15 protein-coding genes are annotated in these 19,473 nt (G+C 45.6%); 4 read left to right on the top strand and 11 right to left on the bottom strand.

The genetic code is table 11. From position 1 onward, the window contains the following. Positions 1-322: 322 nt before the first annotated feature. From ppsA to LC073_RS15725, 3 genes are all read left to right on the top strand, one after another. Positions 323-2,737, top strand: a complete 2,415-nt coding sequence (ppsA, locus tag LC073_RS15735) for a phosphoenolpyruvate synthase (protein WP_226648272.1) — start codon at positions 323-325, stop codon at positions 2,735-2,737. Positions 2,738-2,899: 162 nt separating this feature from the next. Next, on the top strand, positions 2,900-4,792 hold the full coding sequence (locus tag LC073_RS15730) for a potassium transporter Kup (protein WP_226648271.1): 1,893 nt from the start codon (positions 2,900-2,902) through the stop codon (positions 4,790-4,792). Between the two features lie 66 nt (positions 4,793-4,858). After that, positions 4,859-5,269 (top strand): low affinity iron permease family protein, encoded by a 411-nt coding sequence (locus LC073_RS15725; RefSeq protein WP_226648270.1) that lies wholly within the window; start codon positions 4,859-4,861, stop codon positions 5,267-5,269. A gap of 28 nt (positions 5,270-5,297) precedes the next feature. Here the strand turns inward: LC073_RS15725 and LC073_RS15720 are convergent, their stop codons facing one another. Further along, complete coding sequence (locus tag LC073_RS15720) at positions 5,298-7,952, bottom strand: cation-translocating P-type ATPase (protein ID WP_226648269.1); 2,655 nt, start codon at positions 7,950-7,952, stop codon at positions 5,298-5,300. Positions 7,953-8,321: 369 nt separating this feature from the next. Here LC073_RS15720 and LC073_RS15715 point away from each other — a divergent pair, with 369 nt between their 5' ends. Beyond that, complete coding sequence (locus LC073_RS15715; RefSeq protein ID WP_226648268.1) at positions 8,322-10,502, top strand: heavy metal translocating P-type ATPase; 2,181 nt, start codon at positions 8,322-8,324, stop codon at positions 10,500-10,502. A gap of 184 nt (positions 10,503-10,686) precedes the next feature. On the opposite strand, the gene LC073_RS15710 is transcribed toward LC073_RS15715, so the two are convergent. The 10 genes from LC073_RS15710 to LC073_RS15665 all read right to left on the bottom strand — a co-directional run bounded on the left by LC073_RS15710 (position 10,687) and on the right by LC073_RS15665 (position 19,250). Continuing rightward, positions 10,687-11,541 (bottom strand): F0F1 ATP synthase subunit gamma, encoded by an 855-nt coding sequence (locus LC073_RS15710; RefSeq protein ID WP_226648267.1) that lies wholly within the window; start codon positions 11,539-11,541, stop codon positions 10,687-10,689. Then, positions 11,538-13,013: a F0F1 ATP synthase subunit alpha gene (locus LC073_RS15705; protein ID WP_226648266.1), complete on the bottom strand. Its 1,476-nt coding sequence runs from the start codon at positions 13,011-13,013 to the stop codon at positions 11,538-11,540. Before LC073_RS15705 ends, LC073_RS15710 begins: the two co-directional genes overlap by 4 nt. Before the next feature lie 2 nt (positions 13,014-13,015). Beyond that, positions 13,016-13,783: a F0F1 ATP synthase subunit delta gene (locus LC073_RS15700; protein ID WP_226648265.1), complete on the bottom strand. Its 768-nt coding sequence runs from the start codon at positions 13,781-13,783 to the stop codon at positions 13,016-13,018. A 148-nt stretch (positions 13,784-13,931) separates the two neighbouring features. Continuing rightward, the gene (gene atpE / locus LC073_RS15695; RefSeq protein WP_226648264.1) at positions 13,932-14,201 is read right to left on the bottom strand and encodes an ATP synthase F0 subunit C; all 270 of its coding nucleotides are present in this window, start codon (positions 14,199-14,201) and stop codon (positions 13,932-13,934) included. Continuing rightward, positions 14,194-14,892: a F0F1 ATP synthase subunit A gene (locus LC073_RS15690; RefSeq protein WP_226648263.1), complete on the bottom strand. Its 699-nt coding sequence runs from the start codon at positions 14,890-14,892 to the stop codon at positions 14,194-14,196. The genes atpE and LC073_RS15690 overlap by 8 nt, the downstream gene beginning before the upstream one ends. 3 nt (positions 14,893-14,895) lie before the next feature. Then, a complete protein-coding gene (locus LC073_RS15685) occupies positions 14,896-15,171 on the bottom strand; it encodes an AtpZ/AtpI family protein (RefSeq protein WP_226648262.1) in 276 nt (91 codons plus the stop codon). 22 nt (positions 15,172-15,193) lie between these two features. Further along, positions 15,194-15,586, bottom strand: coding sequence for a F0F1 ATP synthase subunit epsilon (locus LC073_RS15680; RefSeq protein WP_226648261.1), 393 nt, complete (start codon positions 15,584-15,586; stop codon positions 15,194-15,196). 27 nt (positions 15,587-15,613) lie between these two features. Then, a complete protein-coding gene (gene atpD / locus LC073_RS15675) occupies positions 15,614-17,020 on the bottom strand; it encodes a F0F1 ATP synthase subunit beta (protein WP_226648260.1) in 1,407 nt (468 codons plus the stop codon). An 8-nt stretch (positions 17,021-17,028) separates the two neighbouring features. Further along, the gene (gap, locus tag LC073_RS15670; RefSeq protein ID WP_226648259.1) at positions 17,029-18,027 is read right to left on the bottom strand and encodes a type I glyceraldehyde-3-phosphate dehydrogenase; all 999 of its coding nucleotides are present in this window, start codon (positions 18,025-18,027) and stop codon (positions 17,029-17,031) included. A gap of 632 nt (positions 18,028-18,659) precedes the next feature. Continuing rightward, entirely contained in the window at positions 18,660-19,250 is a 591-nt protein-coding gene (locus LC073_RS15665; protein WP_226648258.1) for a hypothetical protein, read from the bottom strand. Positions 19,251-19,473 lie beyond the last annotated feature (223 nt).

Here is a 19,473-nt window from a genome sequence, read left to right as displayed (position 1 = left end):
CATGTTCTCTATGTATACGAAAAACCAAAATCACCAGAAAACATGATGAAAGTCACTGGCAATCTAACTCTCTTTAACTGCAACTGCATGTAACGTACCAGAGTTTATAATCCCGGCAGCTGTTCCAAAGAATTTTGTTAGTGCACCTCAATCTCCCTCAGTCGGTCACTATTACCCAAATTTGCCTCTAGGGTGCAGATTGGAAAAGAGAAAAAGCTGCTATTTTTGAACTGTTCTTCAGGTTAGCTTGACGATGGCCAAGATTACAGATTCAGATTGAACCTGTGATGAAATTAAAGTCAAATTTTCAAAGATCTCTGTTATGCATAATGACCAATATGTCCGTTGGTTTGAAGATATTTCCATTAAAAACATTGACCAGGTGGGTGGAAAAGCCGCATCACTGGGGGAAATGTATCAGTACCTCACCCCCCTGGGCATCCATATTCCCAATGGTTTTACTATTACCGCTGCAGCTTACCGGGCCGTGCTCGACCATGCTAAGGCCTTGAAGCCCTTACGAAATATATTTAAGGATATCGAGGATGGTGGTGAAGATAGGTTATCAGAGGTCGCATCCAAAGCTCGACAAGTGATATACGATGTCAATTTACCCGAAGAACTGGCAAAACAAATTATTGAAGCCTACAGGGCGCTAGTTAAAGAATATGGCCCTCAACTAAAAGTGGCTGTGCGTAGTTCCGCCACTGCAGAAGATCTGCCTGATGTTAGCTTTGCAGGCCAGCATGATAGTTTCCTTAATATCGGTGGTGAGGATAGCTTACTGGATGCCTGCCGGCGATGTTTCGCCTCCCTTTTTACCGAACGGGCTATCAGTTATCGTGAGCGTAATAAGTTTGACCATTTAAAAGTCGCTCAAGCTGTCGTGGTAATGAAAATGGTTCGCTCGGATTTAGCCTCCAGTGGAGTTATGTTCACCTTGGATACTGAGAGCGGTTACCGTGATGTGGTATTTATCAATTCAGCTTATGGATTTGGGGAAAATATTGTACAAGGCAATGTAGACCCGGATGAATTTTATGTTCATAAGCCTACCTTTGAAAAAGGGCATCGTTGTGTTCTGCGTAAGCAATTAGGTGCAAAGCAAAAAATGCTGCTTGGTGGTGAAGGTGAAAATTGTCAAGACCTCCAAAATATCAAAACCCCCGAGTCGATCAGAAGAAACTATAGCCTGAGTGACAGTGAAGTCCTCAAGTTAGCCGGCTATGGAATTGAAATTGAAAAATACTATAGCAATAAGTTTGGTCGTGACTGTCCCATGGATATCGAGTGGGGCAAGGATTCTGACGATGGTCTTTTGTACATACTCCAAGCAAGACCTGAAACTGTAGCCTCACAAAAACCACGAAATCAGATACAGCGTTTCAAACTCGGCAAAATCCCGGAAAAAAGTGCGATCTTGGCAGAGGGCCGTGCGATTGGTTCGGGGATTGCTTCTGGCAAGGTGCGATGGATAGAAAACACAGAACAGCTGGCGACTTTTGCCAAAGACGAAGTACTCTTCGCTGCCAGTACCAGTCCCGACTGGGGGCCTGCCATGCGCCGCGCCGCAGCCCTTGTGACCCAGCATGGTGGACGAACTTGTCATGCAGCCATTGTCGCACGAGAATTTGGGATTCCAGCCGTAGTCGGCATAGGGGAAGAGCATAGGGTCAACGATGGTGAGATTATTACCTTGTCCTGTGCCGAGGGAGATACCGGTAGAGTCTTTGCAGGTGAAATTCCTTTCAATGCTACAACGATTGAACTGGAGAATGTGCCTAGAACCAAAACTAAAATGATGATTAATTTGGGCAGTCCGGAACAAGCCTTTCGGTTGAGCGCCCTGCCCTGTGATGGTGTTGGTTTAGCACGAATGGAGTTTATCATTAATGAGTATATCAAGGTTCATCCGATGGCCCTGGCCCATCCGGAAAGAGTCAAGGACAAACGGGATAAGCTAACTATCGACCAGCTTATCGAAATATATCGTGATGGATCTGATTTCTTTATTCAAAAACTCTCTGAAGGTATCGGCACAATTGCTGCCGCTTTTTACCCAAAACCTGTGATTGTTCGTACTTCCGATTTTAAATCTAATGAATACGCACGCCTGATCGGAGGCGCAACTTTTGAACCACACGAAGAAAACCCAATGTTGGGGTTTCGAGGTGCGTCACGTTATGCACATCCAAACTATATAGATGGTTTCGCGCTTGAGTGCGCTGCATTGAAGCGCGCACGTGAAGAAATGGGCCTCGACAACATAAAAGTGATGATCCCATTCTGCCGCCGTATTCCGGAGGGTGAGCAGGTACTGCAGGTAATGTCCAATTATGGCTTACAGCAAGGAGAAAACGGGCTTGGGGTCTATGTTATGTGTGAGATCCCAAACAATGTGGTTCAGATAGATGCCTTTAGCAAGTTATTTGATGGAATCTCTATTGGCTCTAACGACTTAACCCAACTTGTACTAGGCGTGGATAGGGATTCAGATGTCGTAGCTTTTGATTTCGATGAACGCGATCCGGGTGTGCTGGAAATGATTCGTTTAGCAATTGAAGGAGCACACCGCAATGGCATTCCCGCAGGCATCTGCGGCGAGGCCCCATCAAATTATTCAGAGGTAACTGAATATCTTGTGAAAATGGGTATTGATTCCATTAGTTTGAGTCCGGATGCGCTATTACGAACCATTGAAATGGTAGCCGCTATCGAGCAGGGTCAAATGTCATAGAGCTACTCCCAAAGGTGATGAGATTTATTGGTCAGAGGCTTATATCCAACGAAAGATACTTTGCGTGCTCCACGACTCATAAAATTGACTTGTGACCAAGGTGGCATGAGAGAAATAAAAAAGCAAGAGTGGCCAACTTAGAAAAGTTGGATATCACAAATTATGAATGAGTCAGATTCTGCAAATCCACAGGCTCGAGCGAGTTTGACTTTGGCCGCTCTCGGTGTTGTTTTTGGCGATATCGGAACCAGCCCCCTTTATGCCGTAAAACTGGTTTTCCATCCAGAGCATGGCATACCTCTTAACTCCGTTAATATCCTTGGAGTCGCTTCAACAATATTTTGGGTACTGATGATTGTTGTTACGATAAAATATGTCATCTTGATTTTACGTGCTGACAATCACGGCGAGGGCGGAATCATGGCCCTTGTAGCGTTGGCATTATCAGCAACAAAAAAACATCAGCGCCTCCAGAATCTCATCGTTCTCTCTGGTTTGTGTGGTGCCGCGCTCTTCTTTGGTGATGCAGTATTGACGCCAGCAATCTCTGTGTTATCGGCAATAGAGGGATTGGAAATAGGAGCGGTAGATCTCAAACCTGTAGTGTTACCTATTTCTATTTGTGTATTGCTAGCATTGTTCTCTTTGCAACATTTTGGTACTGCATCCGTGGGGAAATTATTTGGGCCAGTTATGTCTATCTGGTTTTTAGCACTGTTGGTAGGCGGCATTGCCAATATAGTTTGCAATCCATCAATCTTGGAAGCGTTAAATCCACTGCATGCATTGTTCTTTCTTACCAAGAATGGGGTAGCTTCTTTTTTAATATTAGGGGTAGTGCTGCTGGTATTTACGGGAGCTGAAGCGCTCTATGCAGATATGGGGCATTTTGGGCGTAAACCGATTCGCTTGGCGTGGATAGGACTCGTCTTTCCTGCCTTAACCATAAACTATTTTGGACAGGGGGCGATATTGATGGCTGATTCAGTAGCAGTCATTAATCCATTCTATAGAATGTATCCCTCTTGGGCACTCTATCCCATGGTTTTGTTAGCAACTTCAGCAACAGTAATCGCCTCACAGGCGTGTATTTCAGGGACATTTTCCCTGACTAAACAAGCCATACAGCTTGGTTATCTTCCAAGGATGACGGTGAAACATACATCTTCTAAGCTAATCGGCCAAATATACATACCCGTGATCAACTGGTTATTGATGCTTATGGTGAGTGTTGCGATACTGGGTTTTGAAACCTCGACCAATCTTGCTGCCGCCTATGGGATATCGGTTAGTGGTGCAATGTTGTTGACGACTTTTATCGCTTCTTTTGTCTACAGGTATCATTGGCACTATAGTCTCCTCCTATGCCTTTTCGGTGCCGCACTATTTATTTGTATAGATCTTATTTTTTTCTCTTCCAGTCTATCGAAAATTAGTCATGGCGGTTGGTTTCCGTTAGTACTTGGTTTTATTGCCACCTTACTGATGATTACTTGGCGAGATGGAAAAAAAGCGTTATCTCGCCGACTCTTGACTAGAGAAATTAAACTGACACAGTTTCTACCAAACCTTCTTCGGAAACCTCCAGTGCGGGTACCTGGGACAGCCATATTTTTTACGGCGAGGCCGCTATATGTCCCACATGCTTTCTTACATAATCTTACTCACAACAAAGTTCTGCATCATCGGATAGTATTTCTAACGGTAAAAATCGCAGAAACACCCAGGGTCTCAAATGAAAAAAGGTATTACCTGCATCGACTGGAAAAAAATTGCTATAGACTGATCCTACAATATGGTTTTATGGAGCATCCGAATATTGAGCAAGCTTTGCTGGAAATGAGTGAATATTGCAAGATGCAAATCAATCTTGATCAGACGTCATTTTTCCTAAGTAGGGAAGCTGTCGTTCCTCTTGAGGAAGTTCCCAGTGGAATGGCTCGCTGGCGAGAACTTCTATTTACTACCATGGTGCGCAATGCTGGTAGTGCCGTCGAATACTACCGAATTCCGTCGAGTCGTGTTATCGAATTGGGGACTAGAGTTGAAATTTAATCGCTCACAGTTGCTATTCTGCATTTGTCAGTTATTACACAGCTCTGCATCAACAAGGGAATCGCCATGCGTTCTTCAACTTGGTATTCAACGCTAGCTAAATCGGCTGCTCGTTTTTGTGGTCGCCCAAAGGTTTTTGTAACTGCTCTGGGAATTATCCTTCTATGGGCGATTACAGGCCCATTGCTTTCTTTTAGCAACACATGGCAATTAATCATTAATACCCTAACCACAACTATCACTTTCTTAATGGTCTTTCTAATTCAAAACACCCAAAACCGTGATACAGAAGCGATCCAAATTAAACTCGATGAATTGATTCGTTCTACCAAAGGTGCTCATAACGCATTACTCGATTTAGAGGAATTAGATGACGACAAGTTACGGGATTTCTTGCGCCGCTATGAACGACTAGCAAGTGAAGCGAGGGAAGAGTTGGCCAAGGGTATTAAAGATACTGGAACACCAGAGCCATAATATCAAAATGCGACCCGTCAAATGATGATTACCTCTTCTGGCGATGTGGAAGGAGCAGTAATAGTTCCATTGCCAACAGTTGTAATAAAGCCAACATCAACAACTCAACCCAAAGCGTCAAACTGACCGGACTAACGCCAAGAACGTTTTGCATTAAGGGCGAATACATGGACAAAATATGAATTCCCTGCGCAGCCAATGTGCCCAATAATAACAAAGGATTGGAAAAGAAGGCTTGCCGAAAGATAGATCGGGTTTCCGAACGGCTATTAATCACCTGTACATTCTCAAACAAAACCATAAGTAGCAGTACACTATTACGAGCCAGTTCCAGCTGCCACCCCAATTTTAATTGCGCAAGAAAACAGCCAAAAGCGATACCCCCCATTACCAGACCAGAAGTGATCACTCGACGTAACATCAGCGAATCTAAGAGTGGCTCATATGAAGGGCGCGGTGGCCTTCGCATCTCATCGCCCTCCCCTGGCTCCAGAGCCAATCCGATGCTCTGCACACTGTTGGTGACCAGATTTAGCCACAATAATTGTACTGGCGTTAGAGGTAACGGTACTGAAAATACGGCACTTAATATAAATAGGACTAGCTCAGCTGCACCGGTGGAGATAAGAAAGAAAATGACCTTACGGATATTGCGGTAGGCAATACGTCCTTCCTCGACCCCTGCTACGATTGAAGCGAAATTATCGTCAGTTAGAAGGAGATCGGAGGATTCCTTTGCAACCTCGGTCCCGTGAAGCCCCATCGCTATACCGACATGGGCGCTATTCAAAGCGGGGGCGTCATTGACACCATCTCCGGTAACCGCCACAAACTCCCCCTGGCGTTGTAGAGATTGCACAATCGTTAATTTTTGCTCCGGTGATACCCGAGCGTACACTCGTGCACCCGCTGTTAGAGCATCAATCGCTTTATCGCCCTCAGATTCAGCTTTTGCTAATTCTGTTCCACATACGGCCTCATCTTTATCACCAACCAAGTTAAGTTCCCGTGCAATACTAAGTGCAGTATGCGGGTGATCCCCCGTAAGCATACAGACATGAATACCGGCGCGCTGGCATTCAGTGACGGCTTGAGCCGCTTCAGGTCTTAGAGGATCTACCATTCCTACCAGCCCCAGTAAACAAAGGCTATACAACTGCTCCGGTGCGATTTGGTTTCTTCCGTTAGTGCGACCTTCCGCGAAGGCCAACACTCGGTCACCCTGCTCCGCGAGTTGCTTCAACTTAGTCAACGCTATTTCACTGTCTAGAAGAATGTCCCCTGCACTAGTGGCCATATGACTACACATAGGCAGCAATTTTTCCAAGGCGCCTTTGACACACACCAATTGTCCAGTGTCATCAACATGTAGGCTTGCCGCGTAGCCAAGAGCTGGCTCGTAGTGAATTTGTGCCAAAAGTGAATGGCGTCTTAATAATTCACACGGATCTTCAACACATTTATTTGTCATCACCAGCAGTGCTTGATCCACAGCATCGCCAGTGCCCTGCCATTGACCGTCATTGGCTCGATAAACCTCTGCCTCGTTACACAATGCCGCTACCCGACAGAGCCGTAATAACCCCTTGTCTTGCGAGGGCGAACCATCGACGCGGACCAGTTTGCGATTATCTAAAAAGACCACATCGCGTGCGGCGAGACAGTTTTGTGTAAGAGTTCCCGTTTTATCTACGGCGATAACGGTGCAAGAACCGAGGCTCTCTATGGCCACGAGCTTTCGAACAATCACGTGGCGTCTAACCATACGTCGAGTGCCTATGGAGAGTACCACTGTCAGGGCCATTGGTAGCCCCTCGGGAATAGCGGATACGGCCAAAGCGACCGCTGTCATGAAGATCAATAGTAGTGGTGTACCCCGAGCCAACTCAATCACCGCCAGTATTGCCACGGTGATCAATAAAGCAATTGTGAGTTTCTTACTAAACCTTTCAATACGTTGGAAAAGCGGAGGCTTGACCGCCTCGATAGATTCCATACTAAGACTCAACTTGCCCATCTCTGTGCTTAAACCCGTGGCTGTGATCCATCCGCGTCCACGACCCGAGGCGACAAGGCTACCGGCAAAACAAAGATTGAGCCGATCTGCTACCGGTGTCTCGGTATGACAAAGTAAATTGCTGTCTTTGTTGACAGGCAGAGACTCACCGGTAAGTACCGATTCATCAACCTCCAGATTATTTGATTGCCATAGTCTTAAGTCGGCAGGTACCCGATCGCCCGATTCCAGCAACACCAGATCTCCAGGCATCAGTTCTTCACTCGGAACTTCCAGCACTTTACCTTCGCGAATGACTCGGGCGGGGATTACCATCAGTTTACGGAGTGCTTTAGCGCTCAAGTGAGCATGGAATTCCTGTAAGGCGCCAATCAGAGCATTTATTAACAGAACCAATCCGATAAATGTGGCGTCGGCTAATTTACCGACCATTAAGGAGACGCCCATTGCTGCCAAAAGTACATAGATTAATGGACTTGCGAACTGTCGTAGAAATAGTCGTAGAAAACTGGGAGTTTTCGGTGTCGGTAAGATATTCAAGCCATAAATGAGTCGGCGACGTCTTGACTCCCCTGTAGATAGTCCTTCATAGCTGCTTTCGAGCCGTTTTGCCGCCTCCTTTGCAGATAGGCAGTGCCACAGGGCTTGTAAGTCGGTATCGGCCATTAACTTTTTTAACTATGTTTTGAGAAGGGATTAACTTATCCAACATTAGCATTCCGCCGACAACCAGCCTGACGCAAAAATCATGCTCAGCCAAGTGCGTGGAAAAAGGTTAACGGGTGAGAATAAATCCAAACCCTAAGCCCACTGAACGATGACAACGATTCGTCAATAACCTGCTTTATTGAAGTATCATAAAAGGTCAGTGTGTCTACAGACTTTTATCTTTCATCAGATATCACTTTTTAAATGTAAGTCGTGCGAAATATTACAAGCCGCAACTATACGATACTGGCCAGTATTACGGCTCTGCTTTTGATTACGGGTGGATTACTCCTGTTGTGGGGGATATCTCCGCGACCAGTTTGGGAATTGACAATTGTATTGATGCTCATTGTGGTGACAGCAGAAAGCTTTCGTGCGCTGTTACACCACCAAGCCGGTGTGGATTTACTTGCCCTACTCACATTGGCGGGAGCTCTTGCACTTGAGCAGTATCTAGCCGGTTCGGTGATCGCTTTTATGTTTGCTAGCGGTCGCTCCCTGGAAGAATATGCGAATGGTCGGGCACGTAAGGAGCTCACGGCACTGCTAGAGCGCCGTCCCAAGGTAGCTCATCTCTGCAATTCGTCGGGTATTCAAGAGGTCAGTGTTGATACGTTACATGCCGGAGATCATCTTTTAATAAAACCGGGAGAAGCTGTGCCGGTTGATGGGTTACTTCTCACAAAGACGGCACAAGTGGATGAGTCAACAATAACCGGAGAATCACGACTCCAACGACGTTACCTTGGCGAGCAGCTTTTAAGTGGCGCAATCAATGCGGGCGGGCCGTTAGAATTACGAGCGTTAAAATCCGCAGCAGAAAGTACTTATGCAGGCATTGTGCATATGGTTGAAGAAGCCCAAGCGGGTAAGGCCCCTTTTACCCGCATGGCGGACCGCTATGCCCTTCTCTTCATTCCCATAGCACTCTTTATCGCTGCGGCGGCCTGGGTATCTTCTGGGGACCCCGTACGAGCACTTGCCGTACTCGTTGTAGCAACCCCTTGCCCCTTGATATTAGCAGCACCGATTGCAATTATTTCCGCCATTTCCCGAGCGGCCCGACGTGGCATTCTAGTCAAGAATGGCGATGCTTTAGAGCAACTCGCAATCGTCAAGAATATCTTATTCGACAAGACGGGGACATTAACGACTGGACACTCGAAGCTGGTGGGGATTGAAACGACATCACGTTTCCAGCCGGCTGAGGTACTTCGCCTAGCGGCGTCGTTGGACCAGTTTTCTCTGCATAGTACCGCTCAATCTTTGGTCTCTGAAGCGCAACGTAGAAATCTCGATATCAGTTTTCCAGATCAAGTCGTTGAAGAACCTGGAGAAGGTTTGAGGGGACAAGTCGAGGGTCACTCAGTGTCAGTAGGCAGCCTGTCTTTAGTTTTGGGGGATCAAGGCCCGGACGGTTGGGTCCAGACCCAACTTCAGAAAATGGAAATGCGTGGTTTGTCCGGCGCTTTTGTCGGCGTTGATGGACATCTTGCTGGAGTCTTATTACTGGCCGACCAGATCCGCATGGAAACACCGCGAGCATTACGTGAACTGCATCGTGCTGGTATCCGCCACACGGTTATGCTAAGTGGAGATCGACAAGATGTAGCGGAAACCGTTGCAATTTCTCTTGGGTTTGACTCAGTGCTAGCAGAACGTTCACCCGCAGATAAGGTCGCCGCGGTAGAGGCTGAATGTCGTAATGCTATTACCGCCATGGTGGGAGACGGAATCAATGATGCTCCCGCGCTTGCCGCGGCTGATGTAGGTATAGCAATGGGTGCTCGGGGTGCAGGTGCTTCCGCCGAGGCTGCCGATGTTGTGCTGCTAGTAGACCGGCTAGACCGGTTACCAGAAGGGATTCACATTGCTCGCCGTGGACGACACATTGCCCTCCAGAGTGTTCTCGTCGGTATGGGATTATCTGGAATTGCTATGATATTCGCGGCTTTTGGGTATTTGTCCCCCGTAGCCGGCGCTTTGTTACAAGAAGGGATTGATGTAGCTGTAATAATCAATGCATTGCGCGCATTGAGACCACTACCACAGTACTTAGCCGAAGCACGATTACCCGTAGAAATAGCAGACAAACTGCGTCATGAGCATAGCGAACTCCAACCCGTTCTAGATCATATAGATGCAACAATCCAAATGCTCAGTAGTGGCCTGTCAACAAACATTCATGAGGATTTAAAATCCCTAGCAATGATTATTCAAGAACAGCTGTTAACGCATGAGCATGAAGATGAAGATAAACTCTACCCGAAACTCGTCAAAATAATGCACGGCTTTGATCCTTTAGGCTCAATGAGTCATACACATAGAGAAATCTTTAGACTTGCTCGTCGTTACGAACAGTTGACTAATGAATATACTAAGAATGAACTTAGTGATTTTCAGTTAAGGGAATTAAGGAGCCTTTTACTTAGTTTGGTTACCATCGTCAGGCTGCACTTCGCTCAAGAAGAGGAGATCTATTTTACCTTGAGTGATACGCAACAATGAAACAAATCTATTGGGTAATGGGTTAATCTGGCAACAAAATCAATCGATTTCAATTTGCCCTCTAACCTACCCACCGATCTATTTTATTGCAGCGGGTGATATTCTTGAAGTTTGACTTCTCCATAAGCTCGATAGCGCTAATCAGCAGACTACCAGTAATAATCCAACCTATTTTTCCATCCGCTCAGCGTCCACTTGATGGCGATGAAGGGTCGGCAGAATTGAGTAAGATCACTTCAATTTCCTCAATAATTTCCTCCTGACGCAGCTGATTTTGTTTTTGTCTTAAACTTTCCAAACGGTGATCCAAATGACGGATCGCACCCGCCAAGTGTTGTATGCGGTGCTGGTTCTCAGCCATTAGGGATACGTAGAGAATTTCGTTTAAGGCGGTAAAAAGATACTGTTCCAGCAATTCTGTGAATAGTTGGACTGGTCGAAGATTGATTTGTGGAGGGAACGCGAATTCCTGTTGTATATCTTCCAGGATCTCAAAAGGCGGTAGTAATTGGTGCTGGATAATATCACTTTTTCTTCTTTCACCATGATAAATGACCGTTAATGCCAGCATGCCATCTTTCATTTTGGTAAAAATTTCGATCAGGTGCATAAGGGTAGTATCTATTTCATCCAGCACCGCTGCACCATCGAGCACTTTTAATAATTGGGGATGGTTTTCTAAACGATTTCCAATTTTTCTGCCACAAACAAGAATGCCAGCATCCTTTCCTGTGGGGTCAGTAAGGCATTGTTGCAGTTTTTTTAACAGTTGATCATTAAAGTCACCGCAAAAGCCTCGCTCGGACCCCACTACTAGGAAAAGTTGTTTTAAAGGCTCAATTTTGGGTAGTAAATTTGGATTAAAACACAATAGATCTTTGGCAGCCCGGACCAGGCCCTTAGTAATTTGTCGTTGAAGGTCAAGAACCTGCCGAAGTCTGTGCACCTCAATAAACGACAAAGATTGCATGGCGCCAATAATCTGACGAGTTTCTGTAAGCTGTTTTCTATGATTCTTTAGTTCCTGCTGTCGACTCATTTGAGTGCTTCACTATTACCTTGTATCCATTCATGTGCAAACTGTTCCCAGCATGCCCTTTCATCATCTAGTGTCAGATTACTAGCCCGTACTCTTCGATCCAGACTGGATAACAATTCCGGCAATCGCTTTGGGGCAATCTGATTGAAAAGACCATCGTTGAAGGCAATAAGCCAAGATAGTTGAAATTCAACGGTTAGTGGCGATAATCGCTCCTGCTTTAATATTTCCCGCAATATGCGACCTTTACGTATGGCTTTTTCCATACCTGCCTCCAGCTTTGCGCCGAAGCGCGTGAACATTTCCAGCTCGAGAAATTGCAGATAGTCAAACTTCATGCGCCCGGCTTCACGCTTAATGGATGGATGTTGCGCATGACCTCCGATACGGGATACCGATTTACCAATATCAATTGCCGGGCGAAAACCGGCAGCGAAAAGTTCACGGTCCAAATATATTTGACCATCGGTTATAGAGATTAGATTTGTAGGGATATAGGCAGCGATCTCGCCGAGCTTAGTCTCCACTATTGGGAGTGCCGTCATGCTGCCGCCCCCCTCTTTGGCATTGAGACAGGTAGCCCTTTCCAGCAGGCGTGCATGGACAGAAAATATATCTCCGGGATAGGCTTCTCGCCCTGGCGGTCTACGCAATAACAGTGATAACTCACGGTAGGTTTTGGCATGAGTTGAGAGGTCGTCATAGATAACCAGAGTGTCCTTTCCCCTGCGCATCCAATACTCAGCAATAGCGCACCCAGAAAAAGGCGCTAGGTGTTGCAATCCCGGTAAGGCACTAGCCTCTGCCACAATTACCACACTGTATTCAATTGCACCAGTATCCTTTAGAAGTTCTATCGTAGCGACTACAGCGGAGCGTTTCTGTCCAATCAATACAATGATGCAGAGAATATTTCGCCCGCGTTGACTGAGCACTGTATCCATTGCTAATGAGCTGCGCCCTACCCCTTCGTCCCCGATAATCAATTGGCGTTGGCCGCAGCCAATGGGGATCAAAGTGTCCATTATCTTACTGCCGGTGTATAACGGTCGATGTACAAAATCTCGCTCAATGATTGTCGGTGATGCGCCTTCCAGACGGCGCCAATCGCTGCATTCAGGCTCAGTCCCACCATCTAGAGGATTACCCAGCGGATCAAGCACACGGCCAAGTAGATTATCTCCTACGGGTAAACTTAAAGGTTTTGGAGAAATACGTGCATAAGTGCCAGCGGTTAGATGTTCAGTTTCTACCAGCAATACGGCACCAATTGCGTTGCCGGTAAGATCAAATACTAAACCGCGACTTCCGTCATCGAAATCCAAAACATCATCCATAGATGCGGTAGGCAATCCGGCAACCCAAACAATGCCATCACCAACCGACAACACCCAGCCCCGTTCGCGAATACGTAGGTTTGGTCGATAGGCTTTAAGCCAACTTGTACGACGTTTGAGTCTCTCTCCAATCACAGTTATCTGCCCGTTGACTCAATCATCAAGTCGCCCATCAAAGACGAAAAACCGAGTAGCTCGTCATTTATATTAGCTCCCAGCTCCCAGGGACCGACCCTAATACGCAAACCTGCAACCAATTCTGAATCCTCGACAAAATGGTATTGCAAATCTCGCTGTAGAATCTTCTTCATCAATTTTTTTATTGTAATCCGCTTTTCTTCAGTTAAAGTGAAGGCACTGGATATCTGCATCAAGGCATCTGAATGCGATAGTTGATTACGCAGTTCTACTATTCGATCTTCATCCAATGAATTCAATGCGTGAATGAATAGTTCAATTAAACGGTTCTCAAGTTCTGGTCCGCTGGCGAGTTTCAGAAGCTGCGCGGCAAACTGACTACCTTGCTCCAGTGCTCTTAGCTCCAACTGTCGTTCCAAATCATGAGAATGCTGGATCTCTAAAGTAAGATTTCTTTGCCGCTCTTGTTCAAGAGAGTCTCTTAATGATCGCTCTTCCTTCTCCCGTTTTAATTTTATTTCCGTTTGTAAAGCTTCACGAGCCTGTTCACATTCTAAATGCCATTGTTCTTTTCGCTCTTCATATTGTGACAACATTTTATTTGCTTTAACTTCCATTTGCTCGGCACGAGCCAGACGCTCCTCAATAGAGTCCTGACGTCTTTTGATTACAGATTGGACTGGCTTGTAGAAAAAACGTTTAAGCAGCCATAAAAGCACCAGGAAATTGAACATTTCCAGTGCGAGAGTTGACCAACTGAGTTCCACAGTTTTCTCCAAGCACCTGGTAGGCAGCAGAGATTGCCTTCCCACCCCATTCATCTCGGGCCCGAGCATAATTTTTAAGCCCACGATACATCGCATTTAAGAGTTCTACATTCCCTGCCTGGTATAATTTATCTTTAAAAACTGCCTGCTAGGACTTAAGCAAGTATTCCAGCAGTGGATTACGGAACAGAACAATCAAAGTAATAACCAATACATAGATGGCCAAAGATTCGATCATCGCCAAACCAATAAACAGGGTCCGCAAAATTGACTTTTCAGCCTCTGGCTGGCGGGCTAGAGCTTCCAATGCACTAGAAATAGCACGACCCATTGCATAGGCTGGCAGCAGCACACCGATAGCAATACCAATCATCGCAGCGACAGTGGAAAGTGCTGTAAACCAGAACATATCACTCATTAAGCTCTCCTTTGCTGGAACTCCTGAGTTGTTGTGACTGTAGCCCACCCGCAATATAAATCAGTGCCAACATACCGAAAATATAGGCCTGCACCAAAGCCTCTATGATATGCAGCATAAGTATGGGTAACGGCGCAAGAAAACCCGCCACCAACAATATCATCAATGCAGCCATTTCAAGACTCATGATATTGCCAAATAATCGTACGGCCAGCGCAACTGTACGGGTAATTTCACTCACCAGCTGAAATGGCAGCAGTATTGGACTTGGTGAGAGGTAGTGACGTAAGTAGGCTTTAAATCCCTTGCTGCGGATACCAAACCAGTGGACAGATAGAAAAACCAGTATTGCTAATGCCGTGGTGGCGGACAAATCCCGTGTAGGGGAATGAACTCCGGGGATCAGACCACACAAATTGGCGGCCACAAGAAAAATCCATAAAGTGCCGATAAATGGAAGTAGCTGTGTGACATGATTCGGCGCTACTGCACGGATCGCCTCCTCAATCGCGCCATGGATACCCTCGGCCAGGGTCTGCATAGGGCCTGGTATCAGTTCCAGCCGACGCATCACTACCAGGGCTAAAACCGTCAGAAAGACCATCACCATCCAGGTGGTGATTACAGTCGAAGTGATTGATATTGGCCCCAGCGTAAATAGTACCGCGGGTGTTAGATCATCCCCATTCACTGTTTACTCTCGAATCAGCAAATATACATTGATAACGCCAACAACAAGCCCCACAAAAATAAAGCTCAGAGTCCAGCGGGTTGAATAACCTTGAACCAAGGCATCTAGCCATCGACCTAAATAAGCGCCGCCTACTACCGGCAGTACCATAACAAGCCCAAGGGTACCTATATAAATCGTTTGCGCAAATACTGTGGAACGTTCACGCTCAGACTTTTTAATGCGCTCGGCTTGGCGCTCGATTTTTTCATAGAGCTTTTTATCGTAATTCTTTCTCATTCCCACTTTCTCTCGATTTCACTTAACGGCTCAGCTCCCAAAGATGTCGCAATATAGACTCTTCCATACGCCTTAGACTTTCTTTTATCATATGCAAATTCTGCTCCTCCTCTAAAAATTTACTTCGCAATAAAGCCGAAATATGCCCATAGTCCCTGCTTAGCAGGTAGTGTCGTGTAAATATTTGGAGCCGATCATTCAGGAAATAAAGCAGTCCTCCTGGCACCGCCAAGTACTGCTTTTCGCCGGTAATACGTCGAAAATACATCAGACCAAACACTAGGGAGGTTATTAGGCGCTGATGGCCTGCGAGAATGCCAAATCTTCCTGAGGAGTCTTCCCCGACAAAGGAGGTTAAATCATCAATCTCATGATGATTGTCTGAAGAGATAAGCATCAAACTAAAAGTCTTCATGTTTATTGCACCTACCGGAAAATCGATCTAGGGCGTATTTGAAACGGCATCACGCATACCACCACGCATGTAGCACTTTTCTTCGGGAAAATCATCGTAATCGCCAAGTAAAAAAGCTTCGCAATCATTTAGAGTTTCTTCGACTGAAACAGAGACTCCGGTAATTCCGGTATGGGACGCAGTGACATTGAAGGGTTGAGTTAGATAACGCTGTAGCTTTCTCGCACGTAGGACAATACGCCGATCACTTGTGGATAGCTCATCAATCCCCAGCATGGCAATAATGTCCTCCAGCTCACGGTAACGTGCTAGATGTTCGCGTACCCCCTCTGCCACAGCATAGTGGCGCTTGCCGAGGGTTTGGCGATCCATTGCGCGGCTGGCGGACTGTAATGGCTCTACCGCTGGGTAAATACCTTTACCTGCCTGGGCCCGGGATAACACGACCGATGAATCCAGATGACTTAAAATAGCATCCACTGCCGGGTCAGTCATATCATCTGCCGGCACATAGACTGCCTGAACCGAGGTAATTGCACCAGAACGGGTAGAGAGGATACGTTCCTGTATTTCTGCCACTTCACTGATTAGCGTCGGTTGGTAGCCCACAGTGGCAGGCATTCTTCCAAGTAGGCTGGAAATTTCACTACCTGCCTGTACAAAACGAAAGATATTATCGATAACAAATAGCACTTCTTTTTGTAGAGTATCGCGCAAATATTCTGCATATGTGAGGGCTGATAAGCCAATCCGAAACCGCACACCTGGCGATTCATCCATCTGACCAAAGCACATCAATGACTGTTCCATTACCCCCGCTTTACACATTTCACGCCATAACTCATGTCCTTCACGGATGCGCTCACCAATACCGGCAAACACGGATACACCACTATGCAGGGATGCTACAGCATGCATAAATTCCATCACCAGTACAGTTTTTCCTACACCAGCGCCTCCAAATAAGCCTGTTTTGCCGCCTCGGACAAAGGGGCACAAAAGGTCGATAACTTTAATGCCAGTTTGTAAGATATCGCCAGTACCGACAGATTCCCAAAGAGCGACTGGCGATGCGTGAACATTACGGTATTCAGTCGATTGCAATGGTGTACCGCCATCCAAAGGTTCACCAAATATGTTGAGTAGACGTCCTAAGCAATTAGGGGTTACTCGGACATGTAAGGGTGCACCAGTGTCGAAAACTTTGATACCTCTCCTTAAGCCTGTGATCCCATGTAGAGCAATAGCCCGTACATGTTTCTGATCCAGGTGCTGATGAACTTCAAACAGATAAGCTTCATCGTCTAATGCCACCATCAAGGCTTGCCGTAATGGGGGTAACAGTTCACAACGGATGATAACTACGGGGCCATGTATCTCTTCAATTTCACCTATTGCTTCTCTTTCGTTAATTTGTTCCTTTATGCTGACCATTGAGTTTCCTATGAAAGTATTTTCTCCAGCAGGTCAAAGCATCTGCAAACATAGCCGTACTCGTTGTCATACCACACCTGGACCTTTGCCAGCCTCCCCTGTACACAAGTGGAAATGCCGTGCACTATGCAGGAATGGGGATCTCCAATAATGTCAGAGGACACCAATTCTTCTTCGCTGTAGCCCAGTATCCCTAATAGTTCCCCCTGTGCAGCCACCTTAAATGCATCGTTGATTTCATTGGCACTGGCATCTACTTTTAGTTGTGCACAAATATCCGTGAGTGAACCATCCACTACGGGCACCCGCACTGCCAATGCACTTAAACGATTCTGAAGTTCCGGCATTACGGCTATGGTAGCGGCATCAGCCCCCGTACTAGTTGGAATAATATTAATTCCAGCAGCCCGACCCCGAATCTTTTTACCTGAGGCTTCGTCTACCACACTCTGGCTTCCCGTATAAGCATGAATGGTAGTGACTTGAATTTGCTCCACGCCAAAGTTTGCATCTAGTACTTTGAGTGTTGGTGCTAGAGAATTAGTTGTGCAAGAAGCATTGGAAATCACAAAATGTTGTTTTGGGTTGAAATCATCCTCATTGACGCCCATGACAACTGTTAAATCTGCATCTTTTGAAGGGGCACTAATTAGCACTCGTTTGGCACCAGCTTTTAAATGTTTTTCGGCGTCAGACCGTTTCGTAAAATGACCACTGCTTTCTATCACTACATCTACATGCTCCCGCCCCCAAGGCAATTTTTCTGGATCAGCCTCAGAGAATAGGGGGAGCTCCATTTTATTGAGATAAAGTTTTCCATTCGAAAACGAAATATCTTGTTCCAACCTTCCATAGACTGAGTCGTATTTGAGAAGATATTGTAAATTTTCTATTGGCATAGGGTCATTCACTGCCACCAGAGAAAATCTTTTATAATTCCCTTGTAGGTAGCGACGCACCAGCAATCTGCCTATGCGGCCCAATCCATTTACAGCAATGCGTTTCATTGACCTATATTTCCATTTTAAAGTATGACGAGTATCTATTGGTAAGACTAGGCTCTGCTAAAGTTTTTAAGGTGTCGATCCACAAATTAATCTGAAATACAGAAAAATGGTTTCGGTTTTCGGGAAAAAAGTTGTTTTTCTGCCAGGGATGGTTTAAGGATAAGTTTATCCTGCTCTTGTATGAATCGTATTGCATTAGATGTTTTGCGCTCACATATTTTTGAAGCAACTTCCTAAATGTAGAGATTGTTGATTTCCCTGCAGGCTCTTCTGCCTGCAAGTTGCTCGATAATTTCAAAATTATTTCTGACAGGAAAATAAATGACAATGAGAAATGTGGATCATTGATTGCTTTGAGGAAGAAAGCTAGATGAACAATTAGTAGGCTTGAAATAGCTCAGTGAAATTAAGGGGTAAATTTGTTTGCCTTAATCACAGCAAATTGCCTAAAACGCTGACAGTTTACAGCTGGCATTATGTAGAGTGACGACCTCAATTTCCCCCTTGAAACATAATAAAATTGGAATGTGCAATTTTATAGCGCCCGTTGACTGCATCAATATTCAGAGGGTTGTGCTCGGTCCTACGGCTTATTTGCCTTCTTCTTTTGCTCACGTTATTTACAAGTTGAGCTATGGCTTTTTGTGTGTTTTATTAAAGATCAGCTCCCAATCCTGATTAAATTTTGATGGTATTGGTTCGCGATTTTTCTTAAAGAATAGGACGCCCACCAAAGTCTCATATGTGGTCGAATCAGAGGTGACCTCCCTCACAAAACCGTGCATTACTCCACTGCTATCAATTGTTAACTCACTGACGGTTTCATCTGAAACATCGATTGTGATCATATGAATTGCTTCATCTTTCTTCGAATAGACGAATATACCAATATCTTTACTATAAATTACTCCATCTCTTGATTCTTCAATACCGCCTATTTGATTTTTTATGTCAGGCTTTTTAAGCGTATCAATGAATCGGCCGCCCCCACCTGACTTGTTCATTGTTAAGACCTTAAAAGTTCGGCAATAGTCGCCTTTTCCTAGGTTTACAGCATCTCTTTTATGTTCGTAAAAAATAAAAGAACCTTCCTCTGTGGTACACCAGGTGCCGTCCAAGCTATTTTTTGTTTCAGATTTTGCGTAGGCTTGCCCCATGTGCGCGAGTATAACCGCAAATATACCCGACAAGAAAAGACTGTTGATAGCCTTATTCGAATCCATAGTGATACCCCATTCCATTATCGCTTCAGTCGGTTTATAAATAAAATGCCATTGATCTGAAAGCTAGTTGGCGTTTGTCGGCTGAATTTGCCCAGCAAATTCTTTAATTAACAAATAGGTAAACCACCGCCTCAGGCGGTGAGACTTGACAAGGCTCTGCCGTTCCGGCGTGCAGAGTGAAAATATGACCTCCATGAACCGGCAAGTTCTTTAAGGAGGCCAT

Origin of the sequence: Microbulbifer variabilis (assembly GCF_020524905.1) — a bacterium.
Lineage (GTDB): Bacteria > Pseudomonadota > Gammaproteobacteria > Pseudomonadales > Cellvibrionaceae > Microbulbifer > Microbulbifer variabilis_A.
This window is presented reverse-complemented; position numbering and strand designations above follow the sequence as displayed.

Excerpts from the sequence above, each read along its gene's own strand:
- LC073_RS15725 (WP_226648270.1), top strand. The coding sequence starts at position 4,859 with ATGCGTTCTTCAACTTGGTATTCAACGCTAGCTAAATCGGCTGCTCGT.
- LC073_RS15730 (WP_226648271.1), top strand. The coding sequence starts at position 2,900 with ATGAATGAGTCAGATTCTGCAAATCCACAGGCTCGAGCGAGTTTGACT.
- ppsA (WP_226648272.1), top strand. The coding sequence starts at position 323 with ATGCATAATGACCAATATGTCCGTTGGTTTGAAGATATTTCCATTAAA.
- LC073_RS15665 (WP_226648258.1), bottom strand. The coding sequence starts at position 19,250 with ATGGATTCGAATAAGGCTATCAACAGTCTTTTCTTGTCGGGTATATTT.
- atpD (WP_226648260.1), bottom strand. The coding sequence starts at position 17,020 with ATGGTCAGCATAAAGGAACAAATTAACGAAAGAGAAGCAATAGGTGAA.
- LC073_RS15680 (WP_226648261.1), bottom strand. The coding sequence starts at position 15,586 with ATGAAGACTTTTAGTTTGATGCTTATCTCTTCAGACAATCATCATGAG.
- LC073_RS15720 (WP_226648269.1), bottom strand. The coding sequence starts at position 7,952 with ATGGCCGATACCGACTTACAAGCCCTGTGGCACTGCCTATCTGCAAAG.
- LC073_RS15685 (WP_226648262.1), bottom strand. The coding sequence starts at position 15,171 with ATGAGAAAGAATTACGATAAAAAGCTCTATGAAAAAATCGAGCGCCAA.
- atpE (WP_226648264.1), bottom strand. The coding sequence starts at position 14,201 with ATGAGTGATATGTTCTGGTTTACAGCACTTTCCACTGTCGCTGCGATG.
- LC073_RS15710 (WP_226648267.1), bottom strand. The coding sequence starts at position 11,541 with ATGAGTCGACAGCAGGAACTAAAGAATCATAGAAAACAGCTTACAGAA.
- gap (WP_226648259.1), bottom strand. The coding sequence starts at position 18,027 with ATGAAACGCATTGCTGTAAATGGATTGGGCCGCATAGGCAGATTGCTG.